Here is a 13561-nt window from a genome sequence, read left to right as displayed (position 1 = left end):
TGCCGGGCAACCCGGCTAAGCTTCATGAAGCGGCGTAATCCATCATACTACAAAACAAACTATTCTGGTAGGTTTTTATTATTTAAATGTAACATGTATGTAATTAATCCCGTTATTTCTGAAAAAAAGTTGAACGCTGATGAAAATTATTGTATTCAACCTCCGGTTAATTATGTAATATAGGTATATCCGCTTATTCCCATGATGTCCCAACTCAAACTTTAGGCCTCTTTTTATTAGGAAGAAGGTCTTGACCATACGGAAAAGCGTTTGTGTCAAAGAACATGACGTGAAAGGATGATCTTATGTTTCGAAATCGCACCGTTGCCGGGAAAATAAGAAGTACCCTGTTCCTTGTATTGCTGGTTGCTTCTTTGTTGTTCAGCATCAGTTTTTATTTTGTTTCCATGAACATTATCCAAAGCTACGTGATGCCTCAGTTCGACAAGGTGCTGGATACGTCGGTCCATGATATATATAAAAACACGTCGGCCTCCAAACTGTCGCAAATCCAAAGCGGGGGCTCGGGCTCGGACGGCGCAGCGTTAACGGTCGAATCATTCCTGACCCAAAAAGCCAAAGAGCATAATCTGGACGCGGCCTACGTCGTTGCCTTGAAGGATGGCACGGCAACGGTCGTTATCGCCAATACGGCATCGGGTATGAAAACAGGGGATTCGGTCAACGTCGTCAATGCCATGGAAGAGGCGGTGCAGAACAAGGACGTTGCCATCAGCTCCGTATATAACGATGCCTTTGGCGTACATAAAGCGGCATTCATTCCGATCTCGGGCGGCAATATGGTGATGGCTGTTAGTATGGATGCCGAGTTTATCCAGAGCAAGATCTCCCAAATTTTCTGGCTGTGCCTGGGCATTACTGCACTTGTCATCGTTCTGGGATGGCTCATTTCCAATAGCCTGATCAAAAGAATCACGACGCCGATCATCAAGCTCGTTCAGCACAGCAAACAGGTAGCGCAAGGCGATCTTACGACAGAGCTCAACATCAAAGGCAGAGATGAAATTGCCCAATTGGCTGCAAGCTTCCAGGTGATGACCCATAATCTGAAAGAAATGATCAGCCATGCGCTTGCGACTTCCTCCGAAGTCGTCGACGGCTCCAACGACCTGCTGCAGCGGGTCGAGTCCATGTCAGGCATGGTCAAAAACTCCAGCCGCTCTGCGGTGGAAGCCGAGAAAGGCAGTGAGAGCATCGCTTCCAGCGCCTCCGAAAATGCACGGGCCATGGAAGAAATCACGCAAGGCATCATGTATATCGCATCATCGTCTGCCGAGGTTTCCGAACAGATCGGCGATGCGGCCGGCGAAGCCGTCAACGGAAACCGGCTGGCTCAGGATGCGGTCGAGCAAATGGAGCGCGTAGGCCAGACCGCTACCGAATCGCTTCGTTACGTCGAAACCGTGAATGAACGTTCCATCGCAATCGGTACGATCGTTACCTCGATCTCGGTCATTACGAAACAGATTCAGATGCTGGCCCTCAACGCTTCCATCGAAGCGGCGCGCGCAGGCGAGCACGGGCGCGGATTCGCCGTCGTTGCCGGCGAGGTCCGCAAGCTTGCCGAGCAATCGAAACAAGCCACGGAGGAAATTTCGGATTACCTGGCTACCATTCGGGAAGATGCCGAGCGTTCGGTGAATGCCATGAATCGCGTGACGGAAGAAGTCGGATCGGGAACGCAAGTCGTGCAGCAGGCAGGGGCCGCATTCAAACAACTGAACGAATTGATCCAAAACGTCAATCTGACCATCCAGAACGTCTCTTCCTCTACCCAACAGGTATCTGCAGGAGCTGAAGAAGTCAGCGCCTCCGTGGAAGAAACGGCACAGATTACGTCCAGGGCCCGTCAGAGCATGCAGCAGATTGCTGCCACGGCGGAAACCCAGCTCAGCGAGATGGATTCCCATGCCAATACGGTTCGTCATCTGCATGAACAGGCTGTCGAACTGCAGGCTGCCATGAAGAAATTCAAAATCGACTAACTCTCTATAACTCACCCTGTCGGTTCATTGCTGAATCATATGAATCAGTATAGTCAGATATGCAAATATAAACACCCCCATGGGAGCCGCTTGCCGGTACAAGGCAGCGCCACCTATGGGGGTGTTTTTCATGCCGTTATGATTGCGAGAAAATGATCATGCCCCGATCTTCAACCAGTCAGACCTTCTCTCCCATGCCCATGATTTCATAAACCCGCTTCATGTCCAAAGCCGAACGCACCGAGTCTGCGACCCGATCAAACTCCTTTTCCTTCTGCTCCCTGGCGCTATAGGTCTTCTCCAGCGATTCGAGCCCTTTGGCTTCGCGCAGCCCGTTCAGCCAGGCTCGCCGGAAGCGGTCGCTCTCGAACAGGCCGTGAAGATACGTTCCCCACACTCTGCCGTCCTTCGTACCCCAGCCCTCCGCGAATGGTTGACCGTCGGCATGTTGGATTTCAAACAATGCGGTGACCTGATCAGGCCGGTTGCATTCAGTGACACCCATATGGATCTCATACCCCTCAACCGGCAATGCGGTATCCGTACTTTCATGGCTCGCAAGCCGAATGGGATGCTGTTCCAGCACCTGTCCCGCTGCCCTTACCGTCTGTTTCCGCTGGAGGAACGTGGTCGACAACGGCAACCATCCGAGTCCCTTTGCTTCCTGTACCTGCCCCGCTTCAACGGCGAACGGGTCCTTGAGATGCTCACCCAGCATCTGGTACCCGCCGCATATGCCTACAAGCTGTCCATGCTCGCGCGTTACGCGACGGGCAATGGCTTGCTCCAAACCCGATTCGCGCAAAAACTCCAGATCGCCAATCGTGTCTTTGGTGCCTGGCAACAAGATCGCGTCAGGCTGTCCAAGTTCCTCCGGAGAAGTCACGAACCTGACATTGACGTCCGGCTCTTTCGACAAGGCATCAAAATCGGTAAAGTTGGAAATGCGCGGATAACGGATCACTGCAAGATCCAGTTCCTTGTGCTCCGATTTGCCGTGGCGCAGCGAATCGAGCACCACCGAATCCTCGGCCTCGATCTGAATGTCCCTGACGTAAGGCAGCACGCCGAGCACCGGAATGCCTGTCCGCTCTTCCAGCCAGTCCAGTCCCGGCTGCAGCAGGGACAAATCGCCGCGGAACTTGTTGATGATAAAGCCTTTGATGCGCTGAACTTCGTGAGGTTCGAGCAATTCCAGCGTGCCCACGATCGAAGCAAACACGCCGCCGCGGTCGATATCCGAGATCAGAATGACCGGGGCATCCGCCCAACCTGCCAGATTCATGTTGACGATATCTCGGTCCTTCAGGTTGATTTCCGCCGGGCTGCCTGCGCCTTCCATCACGACAATGTCGTAAGCCGAACGTAAACGATCAAGCGCCTCCAGCACCGTCCGCTTGGCTTCCGGCAAAAAGTGCTGCCGATAATCCGAAGCGCTCATCTGCGCAAAAGGCACGCCATGAACCACGATCTGGGAATGCATGTCCCGAACCGGCTTGATCAGAATCGGATTCATGTCGGTTGTAGCTTCGATTCCGCAAGCCTCGGCCTGCGCGCCCTGCGCCCGCCCGATCTCTTTGCCGTCGTGCGTGACGTAAGAGTTCAGCGCCATATTCTGCGACTTGAACGGTGCCGGACGGAAACCGTCCTGCTTGAAAATGCGGCACAATGCCGTCGTAATGACGCTTTTGCCCACATCCGAGGCCGTTCCCTGTAGCATGATGACCGGCGCTGTATGTACCTCTTTTTCTACCATCTTTCCCACCCCGGCTTTCATCTTGATCAATCAGTTTGCAAACGAAGTCCAGAACAAGCCCTGCAGCAGGCTTAATACAATCAAAAGCGCCGTCTCCAGCAATTCGTTCATCGCTCCGTACGTATCCCCGGTCAAACCGCCCAACCGATCGCTGATCCGCCCGGCAACCCATCTTCCGAGCAGATGACACGCCAGCGGCAACAGCATGGTGGCGAGCACCGGATAAAGCCACCATGAATGTCCCGACATGCCGCCACCGATCAGGCTATGATGAGGCTGAGTATACCACGCGGCGACAAGCGCAATTAAACCTGCCACAACGGTTAGCCAAGCAGCACGCGCCGTTGCCCGCCGAAGTTCTCTCCGTTCGCCCAAGCCGGCAAACAATGCGGCCAAACCATCATCAGCTCTGGCATTCGGCCAGCCCGATATCGCACATACCATGAACCAACGGCTCCAAATCATGGGCAAAATCAATAGCGGCACGTATGCCCAGCGGCCTTGGGCAATGAAATCGGCCAGCAGCGCCCCTTTCATCATCAACAGCAGCACGCAGGCAATGACGCCCATGGCACCGACGCGGCTGTCCTTCATGATCTCCAGCATGCGTTCGCGGCTGCGATAACTGAGCAGCCCGTCCGCCGTATCCATCCAGCCGTCCAGATGCAATCCGCCAGTGAGCCACACCCACAGCGTCAAGGTCAGCACAGCGGCGGGCAGGGCGGGCAGCACTGTGCCGAACAAGGCTCCGCCAAGCCAGACGGCAAGGCCGATCGCCGCCCCGACGAGCGGGTAATACACCACGCTTTCCCTTAACAAAGGAGGAGCAAAATCAAGCTGCATCCGGACGGGAAAACGGGACAGAAACTGAAAAGCGGCGGCGGCCGCCTGTTTTTTGCCATATGGATTGGCGCTGCTGCCTTTGCTCATAAGCGGTACTCCCTGCTTTTCAACTCAACGGCAATACCTACGGTAACCAGAAACACCTCGCGGCAAATTGCGGCAACCCGCTGATTCAATATGCCCGCCAGATCCCGGTATCTTCGTCCCAAGGGATATTCCGGCACGATACCGTCGCCGACTTCGTTGGTTACCAGCACAAGCAAGCCGGGATACGCGCGAATCGCCTCTACCAGGGCATCCATTCGTGCTTGCAGTACTGATTCAGGTTCATGCTCATGCGCGAGCAATTCATTCGAAAGCCACAACGTCAGGCAATCCACCAACACGGTTGGCGCGGAAGTACCCGCACGGGATTGGCCCATCTGAGAGATCCATTCGGGCAAATCCAGAGGCGCCTCCACCGTATGCCATAAATACCCGGCAGCCTCGCGTTGCTTCTGATGCATGCGGATGCGTTCCCGCATCTCGTCATCATAGGCTTGGGCCGTGGCGACATACCAAGCTTCCGAAGAGCGGTGCATGACGAGACGCTCCGCAAACGAGCTTTTGCCGCTTCTTGCCCCGCCTGTCACAAGAACGCTCATCGTGTTCCCTCTCCTTGAGCTGAAGATCCGTCCGAGACGCCTGCGCTTGCAAAGGTAGCCATCTCATTAAGGATACGGCACGCCGCATCGATCAGGTGCAGGCTGAGCACGCCGCCGGTGCCTTCGCCGAGCCGCATGTCCAGGTCCAGCATCGGCTTCAGGTCCAATTCGCGCAGCAGGGCCGCATGTCCGTTCTCGTGGGATGTATGGGAGGCGATCATGTACTCCTTGCTCAGCGGAGCCAACCGGCTTGCGATCAGCGCGGCTGCCGTAGAAATGAAGCCATCCACGACGACCGGACAGCCATGGGCGGCTGCCGCAAGAATCACGCCGACAAGTCCGGCGATTTCCAAACCGCCTACTTTGGAGAGCACGTCGAGCGGATCGTCGCCGTTCGGCGCATTCACGCTCAGCGCTTGCCCGACCACGGCCGCCTTGCGCAGTACGCCCTCATCATCCATGCCCGTTCCGCGCCCTACCGCCGCAGCAGGTGCAATGCCGGTCAAGGCACATACAACGGCCGCGCTGGCCGTTGTGTTCCCGATGCCCATCTCGCCGGTAACGAAAAGACGCGAGCCTTTTTCAACCTCCGCATGGACCACGTCCACGCCCGTAATGATGGCCTGAATGGCCTGTTCGCGGGTCATCGCTGCCCCTTTGGCCATATTGGCCGTGCCTTTGCGAATGTTCCGCGAAACGAGACCCGGATGTTTCAGGTCTGCATTCACGCCAATGTCAACACACACGACTTCCGCACCGGCATGGCGCGAGAGCACGTTCACCGCCGCTCCGCCCGCCAAAAAATTCATCACCATCTGCGGCGTCACCTCTGCCGGAAACGCACTGATGCCTTCCTCGACAACGCCATGATCGGCAGCCATAACGATGACGGATCTGCGTTCAAACGAAGGGCGGACCTCACCTGTCATGCCAGCGAGCCGAATGACCAGCTCCTCCAGTTTGCCCAAGCTTCCCGGCGGCTTCGTGAGCATATCCACATGAGCTGATGCTTTTGCGGCCGCTTGAGCGTCAATCCCTTTGATGTTATTGATGAGCTGCATCAGCAGCTGTTCGTTTTCCATTCCATCCAGCACTTCCTTCTATACTAGAATTAGGACCATGACAGCCCGACTATAATTGCAATGATGCTACTCTGGTTTACGACGCAGCAGCAATTGAGGAAGACCGCTGTCAGGATGACTGACCATCGCCGGATCGACCCTAAACAGCTTCCGGATGTGATCTTCCGTCATCAGCGCTTCCGGCGTTCCTGCTCCGGCACATGCTCCATCACGCAATGCCAGCATATGATCGCAAAACTGTGCCGCCAGATTCAAATCGTGCAGCACGGCCACAATGGTAATGCGATTTCGTTTACGCCATGCAGACAGCAATTCCATGAATTGCAGCTGGTACTGGATATCCAGAAATGTCGTCGGTTCGTCCAGCAGCAGCAGCCGCGGTTCCTGTGCCATCACTTTGGCCAGCGCTACCCGCTGCCGCTGGCCCCCGCTGAGTGCGTTCAGCGGACGATCCGCCAGTTCCGTCAGCTCCAGCTCTGCAAGCACGCGTTCCACGATGGCATCCCCATCCGCCGAATCGCGCCCCATCCAGTTCTGGTAGGGGTACCGCCCCATCTCCACCACATCCCTTACAGGATACGAGATCGAGGGCAGCCCGTCCTGCTGCAATACCGCAATCATGCGCGACAGCTCTTTGCGACCGTAAGAGGCAATGTTCTTCCCTTCCAACAGGATGCTGCCCGTATTCGCTTGCTCGGTTCCAGCCACCAGCTGCAGCAGGGTGGATTTGCCGCTGCCGTTCGGGCCGACCACTCCCCACCATTCCCCTTCCTGGACGCTCCAGTTCACGTCATGCAGGGCATGATGGGAGCCATAGCTTTTGCTTGCGCCCTTCACTTCGATCAGAGATTGGTTCCCGCTCACGGCATCATCCCCTTTTGCAGCTTTTTGTTGCGGTGCAGCAGGTAGGCGAAGAACGGTGCTCCCACAAATGCCGTGACGACGCCGAGGGGAATCTCGGTCGGTGCCAGCAAGGAACGGGCAATCGTGTCGGCCCATACCATGAAGATCGCACCGCCTATGGCGGAGAGCGGCACCAGCAGACGGTAATCCGGGCCGACGATCAGCCGCAGCATATGCGGAATGACCAAACCGACAAAACCGATCACGCCCGACACCGAGACGGCCCCAGCCGTCAGCAGCGTACCCACGCCGAGCACCGCCAGCTTCAATCGGTCGACGCGAACCCCGATGTGGGCAGCCTGTCTTTCGCCCAGCGCCAAAATGTTCAATGAACGAGCTTGGCTCCACAGCACGAGCAAACCAAGCAGGAAATATGGGAAAAGGATGGCCGTATACGACCATCCACGCAGTGCCAGACTTCCCATCGTCCAATATATAATTTCGTTAATCGTTTGTTTGGACATGGTGGACAGGAAGGATACGACCGCTCCCAGGAAACTCTGCATCACCACGCCGGCAAGAATGAGGCTGTGCGTCGGGATTTTGCGGCCTTCGCGCGCCAAAGCCAGCACAAACCACAATGTCAGCACTCCGGTCACGAAAGCAACCAACGGCAGCGTCCAGACGCCGATCAGCGCATATTGCAGGCCGAAAAAGATCAACACGGCTGCCCCCACCGACGCTCCGGACGATACGCCAAGGGTGAACGGGTCGGCCAGCGGGTTGCGCAGTACGCCCTGAAATCCAGCGCCGGCCACGGTCAATGCTGCGCCGACGAGAACAGCGAGCAGTACCCTCGGAAGGCGTACCTTCCATATGATCTGTTCCGCTGCAGTCGTCCAATCCGGAACGATCCGGTCACCCAGCCATGGAATGTGATGCAGAATAATACCTGCAATATGCCGGATCGGCAGCGAGACCGAGCCGATGCCGGTGCAGATCAGCACGGTCAGGACAAGCAGCACCATGCCTGCTGTGCCGTACACTGCAAGTTTGCGGCTCATTGGAACAAGTCAGGATAGACCGCCTTGGCCACTTCCTTCAAGCCTTGGGTCACGCGAGGACCTGGACGAGTCAGCAGATTGGCATCCAAACCGATGACCTGATCGTTTTTGACGGCTGTAATTTGATCCCAACCGCTGCGGGCCTTGATGATTTGATCCAGTGTTTTGGAGTCTTCCACCACGTCGTCCGCGTACAAAATCACATCCGGATTGGCGGCGATGATGTTTTCTTCGTTGATTTCATTCCAGCCTGTCATGTCGGAAGCGACGTTCGTAGCACCGGAAAGCGTGATGATTTCATCCATGAACTCTCCCTTGCCCACAGTCCAGCCTGGGGAGAACTCCACGTACACTTTTTTCTTGTCTTCCGGTTTCACCGATTTGACCGCTTCCGTCACGTCAGCCACATCTTGTTTCATCTGTGCGGCCAATTTCTGGGCTTCTGCCTGACGGTCCGTAATTTTGCCGAACGTTTCGATGTTTTTGATTACGTCATCGACCGATTTCGGGTCTGTTTTGAAAATGGTGATACCCAAGTCGCGCAGCTTTTTCACGGCTTCCTCGCTCATCGAAATCCCCGTTACCACGAGATCGGCATCCGCTGCAATGATCGACTCTTCGTTCGGCTTGGACACGCCGCCCATCTTCGGTTTTGTCGTCGCTGCTTCCGGATAATCGTCGAAATCGGATACGCCCACGATCTGCTCGTCCAATCCGAGCGCGAACAGCGATTCCGTTTCGGCTGGCGATACGGAGACGATCTTTGTCGGCGCCTTTTCAAACGTAAACGACTCGCCCGTTGCATCGGTCACCGTGAACGGATACTGCGTTTTGAGGTCCGTCTGCGCCTGTTCCTGGGATTGCCCCTGTGCCGGCTGCTGCGTGCCTGCGCCTCCTTCGTTGTTCGTTGTTGCCGCTCCGCATCCTGCGAGAGCGAATGTCAGCATCGCTGCGCTCAGCAGGGACGCCATGCCTTTCCATGTCGTGAATCTCATGATTGGATTCTCCCCTTTTTCTGTGTTTGGTAGATCGAAGACTGTGCTTCCGCCCGTGTCTGTCCCTTGAATGGCCGTTTCTTGAAAAAAAATCCCCGATCCTTGCGATCAGGATCAGGGATAACGTCTCGCATATGGCGATCCGCGCACGACAGCACAAGGCCGCATGCATGGAGCATTGCCCGAAACGCTGTCCTTTCCTCGAAGGAACACCGATGGTTAAACGCCCTGGGCAGGCAACCTGACTTTCCACGCCGAATCGGCTGGATTACAGTGGCGGGACCGTGCCGGATTTGCACCGGCTTCCCCTGTTTTACCCGTTTGCCCTCTCCGGATCGTCCGCACGGACGCCGTGATTTTCGGGAGTAACGGGTCCCATGGTCGTTAATATTGCATCCCCATTCAAGTGGGTGTGCATCTGCTGCCGAACGCCTTCGCCAGCTCTTGAAACGATGCTTGTACCGAAGCCACACTTCTGTTGTGATTATAGGTGATATCGACCGTGCTTACAACCCGATTTCGGGAAAAGGAAGACGGATTGCCTTCCGTCCGTCCGGCGAACGTTCCAATTGAAGCCGGATCGCTTGCCCCGGAATGACCGAAACGTCCCAGAACGCCTGACCTGGCAGCAGCCGAGTCAGCATATAACGAATGACCCCGCCATGCGTAACGACCAGATCTTTCGTCTGCGCTGTTGTCGAATCACCAGTTCTCTCATGCCGGGGTTCCGCCCACATTACTTCATTCAAAAAATCATCAATCCGGGCAGAAAACGATGACCACGGTTCCCCGCCGGGCGGAGTTACTGTTTGCGGTGAATCGATCCATTCCCGGTAACGGGCCAAATGCTTCAGTTCCTCATAGGTACGCCCTTCCCATTCGCCAAAATGGATTTCTCTCAGCCGGGAGTCCATATGCGCTTGCCCTGCGTGCAAGGGCGCGATCCGTTCCAGCGTCTGACGGCAGCGAAGCAGATCGCTGCTATGGACCGAAGCCCACTTAATGCCGCCCAACTGCACGCGCAGTGAGGCCAATTCCTGCTCCGCTTCAGGCAGCAAACCGATATCGGTATGGCCGAGGTACCTCTTTTCCGTGTTCCACGCCGTCGTGCCGTGACGAACAAGCCATAATTCTTTTTCCCATCGATCGTGTGTCCCTTGCTGATCCTGTTGTTCTCCCCGTCTTGTCATCATGTCCATAACAACGAGCCTCCGCAGAACCAAACCAGCAGGTTGACCAAAATGCAGAGCAGTACGAACGATCCGGCCGACCAGAACATCAGGCGCGACGTGCGCACGATGTCTTCGGCCTCCATTGGACGAGTGGGCTCACCCATATATGCACGAAACGAAGCTACGCCATGGTAAACATTGTGCCCGCCAAGCCGAATGCCCAGCGCTCCGGCGACAGCCGACTCAGGAAACCCGCTGTTCGGACTTGGATGCAATCGTGCATCCCTGGAGACCATGCGTGCCGACTGCCTTGCGTCCAGCTTCATGACCCAGGCGCCCGCGATGAGCAATAAGGCCGTGATCCGCGCCGGAATCCAGTTGGCCCAGTCGTCAAGACGTGCCGAGGCCCAGCCGAGATGCAGGTACTTTTCGTTTTTGTAACCAACCATGGAATCCAAGGTGTTAACGGCACGATAGGCCATGGCCAGCGGAGCTCCTCCGATCAGCGCGTAGAACAGCGGGGAGACGATGGCATCGACGATGTTTTCGGCCACCGTTTCCACTGTCCCGCGCACGATCTCCGGTTCCTCCAGATGCTCGGTATCCCTGCCCACGATCATGCCGAGCGAACGTCTGGCTCCCGGAAGGTCGCCTTGCGCCAAATGGCGATAAACCTCCATGCCTGCATCCTTCAGTCCTTTGGACGCAATGGTGGTCGCAATTAACAGGATTTCGGCCAAAACAGCGAGCACTGGATGGATCAGCCCCAGCACAATGAGTACCAACCAGGTCAGAATAAAAGCACCGCCGGCAATCACGATCGGGAACCATAATCCGGCCTTTTTGAGCCCTTGATCCGAATGAACCTTGGCACGGATCCATCGTTCCAACGCCGTAATGCCCTTGCCCATGCCGATGACCGGATGAGGAATCCAGCGCGGATCACCGATGCAGCGATCGACGATGTAGGCCGCCAGCAGCACCCCGGCACCCGTCATGCCGGTCCATACCGGCCAAGAAGCAAACGCGAATATGTTTGTCATCGCGGTTCCCCCTCCTGCCGCCGGTTCCATTTCCCTGCCTCAAGGCTCTCTTTCACCGTGTCATACACCAGTCTGCCGATGGCTGCGCCCATGACCGTTGCCGTACCCGCGTATTGGACCAAAGGTTTGTCTGCATGATCCTGCCGGACGGCGAGCACGATGGCATCCGTCGTTGTCCCCGTCGCCGACAGTCCGTTGTCGGCATCACGCACGCCGCGATCGGCCAGCGCCGCGGCTTTTGCTTCCACAGCGGTCTGTACGGCATTGACCATTGCTCCCGGCGTCATGCGCCCGTTCACCCACAACATGATGTTGATGGTGCCCGGCACATAAACGGCGTCCCGGATCGAATTCTCCTCCGCTTCGTTACCGCACGCATCAAAGACGAGCCGGTCCGAACCGGCACGGGCAGCATTGGACACACCTGCGGTTGTGCAGCACAGCAGTCCGAAATCCGATCCGTCCCATTCCTGAATGGACGTATGCTGCAGCTTGACCGCTGTCAGCAAACCGGAACACACATCACGCGGCTCCTGCCATTCGGCCAGCAGCCGTTCGATGTCCCTCAGAGGATCATCACAGCGGTAGTGCTTGTCGACGTAAATGTTGAACACGCGGTCCAGCTCCGTCATGCCTCCGCCAACGATCGCGCTGGACAGGGCCGGCACGGGAGAAGGCACGGACGCTTTGACATGACGCTCATGAATCGTAACGCGGAGGCCCGGCCAAGTCACGGAATCATACGAGGTCCCCTCCGCGGCAAGGTTACCCTCCACATCGCGAAACGGCAATGTCATTGGACGCCACCCCCCGATTTTTGAACCGGGTCGGGTACAGCTTCGATCTGCTCATCCGTCCCGACCGGTTCCTCCGTTTTCGAAGTTTGGGCGGTTATTACACAGCCCAGCGCTTCGATCAACCGTTTGTTGGACGGCTCGTCTTTAACCGCAATGCGGACATGACGCTCCGTCAGACCCGGATACATCGCACAGCTGCGGATGAGGATGCCCTGCCCGCCAAGCGCCGCCTGCATGGTGGCAGCAGTCCACGGATCGGGCAAACGGACGAGCAGGAAGTTGGCCTCTCCAGGCGTTACCTCACAGCCATATCCTTGCAAAGCATCACTCAGCCGCCTGCGTTCCAGCGCAATCTGCTGCAACGTTTCCCGTTCGAACGACTCTCCACTGCGCAGGCAGGCTTCCCCGGCAATCAGCGCAAGGCCGTTGACGCTCCACGTCACCTGCTTGGCTGTCATTGCCTCGATCAGTTCAGGCCGTCCCAAGGCGTAACCCAGACGCAGTCCGGGTATCGCATAGAACTTGGTCATGGAGCGGATGATGACAACCTGCGGAAATTCATGCAGCCTTGCCGCAAGCGAGTGGCGCTTCTCCGCCGGAATAAAGTCCATGAAGGCTTCGTCCACGACGAGAACCGCACCCGTTTGCCCAGCCTTGAGAGCCAAACGTTCCAGTACGGCTACCGGATACTGCACACCGTTCGGGTTATTCGGCTGGCCCAGGAAGAGCATGTCCACCTGTTCCAGCAATCGTTCGATGTCCTCCGTCTCGGCCCGCCAATCCAGCTCTTGCCGTCCACGAACGCTGATCACTTCTGCTCCGAATTGCCGGGATAGAGCGGCATACTCCGAAAAGCCCGGTTCCACGGTTCCCACCCTGCGGGGAGCCAGTCCAAGCAGCAATAAGGCCATGTTCTCCGCCGCGCCGTTGCCTACGGATATACAATCCGGAGCGACTCCCAGCCTGCTGCCCAAAGCGGATTTCAACGCGCGATGTCCCGGATCGGGATAACGCAGCACCGCATTCAAACCCTGTTCCAATGCACGCAGCACTTCCGGCGGCGGACCCAGGGGATTGATGTTTGCGCTAAAATCGAGAAAATCGGCGGGATCTCCCCCGAAACGGGATGCGGCCGTCTCTACGTCCCCGCCATGTCCGAAAACTTCAATGATATCGGTCATTCTGTCCGTCATCCTTTCTATGTATCCTGTTTATTATGGCGTCCGGGCAAGGTGTGGTCAACGCCGAATTGTCCGATCTGAGCCTGCTTTTTTGCGTGTTTTTACATGATTCGGTGTAAAATAACAAAATATGAT

Annotated in this window: 12 protein-coding genes and 1 riboswitch; of the genes, 1 reads left to right on the top strand and 11 read right to left on the bottom strand. The window is 56.5% G+C overall.

The window, feature by feature from the left end; genetic code table 11:
- The first annotated feature begins 305 nt into the window (after nucleotides 1-305).
- Nucleotides 306-2006 carry a methyl-accepting chemotaxis protein gene (locus SNR34_RS07115; protein WP_486181510.1) on the top strand — a complete coding sequence of 567 codons (1701 nt, stop codon included), beginning with the start codon at nucleotides 306-308 and terminating at the stop codon, nucleotides 2004-2006.
- A 178-nt stretch (nucleotides 2007-2184) separates the two neighbouring features.
- On the opposite strand, the gene SNR34_RS07110 is transcribed toward SNR34_RS07115, so the two are convergent.
- The 11 genes from SNR34_RS07110 to cobD form a co-directional block, all read right to left on the bottom strand.
- Nucleotides 2185-3783: a cobyric acid synthase gene (locus tag SNR34_RS07110; RefSeq protein WP_486182420.1), complete on the bottom strand. Its 1599-nt coding sequence runs from the start codon at nucleotides 3781-3783 to the stop codon at nucleotides 2185-2187.
- 9 nt (nucleotides 3784-3792) lie between these two features.
- On the bottom strand, nucleotides 3793-4692 hold the full coding sequence (gene cobS, locus SNR34_RS07105; protein ID WP_486181509.1) for an adenosylcobinamide-GDP ribazoletransferase: 900 nt from the start codon (nucleotides 4690-4692) through the stop codon (nucleotides 3793-3795).
- Nucleotides 4689-5249 carry a bifunctional adenosylcobinamide kinase/adenosylcobinamide-phosphate guanylyltransferase gene (gene cobU / locus SNR34_RS07100; RefSeq protein ID WP_486181508.1) on the bottom strand — a complete coding sequence of 187 codons (561 nt, stop codon included), beginning with the start codon at nucleotides 5247-5249 and terminating at the stop codon, nucleotides 4689-4691. The genes cobS and cobU overlap by 4 nt, the downstream gene beginning before the upstream one ends.
- A complete protein-coding gene (gene cobT / locus SNR34_RS07095) occupies nucleotides 5246-6331 on the bottom strand; it encodes a nicotinate-nucleotide--dimethylbenzimidazole phosphoribosyltransferase (protein WP_486181507.1) in 1086 nt (361 codons plus the stop codon). Before cobT ends, cobU begins: the two co-directional genes overlap by 4 nt.
- Before the next feature lie 66 nt (nucleotides 6332-6397).
- Nucleotides 6398-7195, bottom strand: coding sequence for an ABC transporter ATP-binding protein (locus tag SNR34_RS07090; RefSeq protein WP_486181506.1), 798 nt, complete (start codon nucleotides 7193-7195; stop codon nucleotides 6398-6400).
- Nucleotides 7192-8238: a FecCD family ABC transporter permease gene (locus SNR34_RS07085; RefSeq protein ID WP_486181505.1), complete on the bottom strand. Its 1047-nt coding sequence runs from the start codon at nucleotides 8236-8238 to the stop codon at nucleotides 7192-7194. The genes SNR34_RS07090 and SNR34_RS07085 overlap by 4 nt, the downstream gene beginning before the upstream one ends.
- Nucleotides 8235-9233: an ABC transporter substrate-binding protein gene (locus SNR34_RS07080; RefSeq protein ID WP_486181504.1), complete on the bottom strand. Its 999-nt coding sequence runs from the start codon at nucleotides 9231-9233 to the stop codon at nucleotides 8235-8237. Before SNR34_RS07080 ends, SNR34_RS07085 begins: the two co-directional genes overlap by 4 nt.
- 214 nt (nucleotides 9234-9447) lie before the next feature.
- A riboswitch (cobalamin riboswitch) is annotated at nucleotides 9448-9601 on the bottom strand.
- Nucleotides 9602-9739: 138 nt separating this feature from the next.
- Nucleotides 9740-10432, bottom strand: coding sequence for a histidine phosphatase family protein (locus SNR34_RS07075; RefSeq protein WP_486181503.1), 693 nt, complete (start codon nucleotides 10430-10432; stop codon nucleotides 9740-9742).
- Nucleotides 10423-11403, bottom strand: a complete 981-nt coding sequence (cbiB, locus tag SNR34_RS07070) for an adenosylcobinamide-phosphate synthase CbiB (RefSeq protein WP_486182419.1) — start codon at nucleotides 11401-11403, stop codon at nucleotides 10423-10425. The genes SNR34_RS07075 and cbiB overlap by 10 nt, the downstream gene beginning before the upstream one ends.
- Nucleotides 11404-11444: 41 nt before the next feature.
- Entirely contained in the window at nucleotides 11445-12245 is an 801-nt protein-coding gene (locus tag SNR34_RS07065; protein ID WP_486181502.1) for an adenosylcobinamide amidohydrolase, read from the bottom strand.
- Nucleotides 12242-13438, bottom strand: coding sequence for a threonine-phosphate decarboxylase CobD (gene cobD / locus SNR34_RS07060; RefSeq protein ID WP_486181501.1), 1197 nt, complete (start codon nucleotides 13436-13438; stop codon nucleotides 12242-12244). Before cobD ends, SNR34_RS07065 begins: the two co-directional genes overlap by 4 nt.
- Nucleotides 13439-13561: the final 123 nt, after the last annotated feature.

It is taken from the genome of Paenibacillus sp. XP01 (assembly GCF_057364885.1).
The sequence above is the reverse complement of the archived record's forward strand: the minus strand, read 5'-3'. Positions and strand labels throughout refer to the sequence as shown.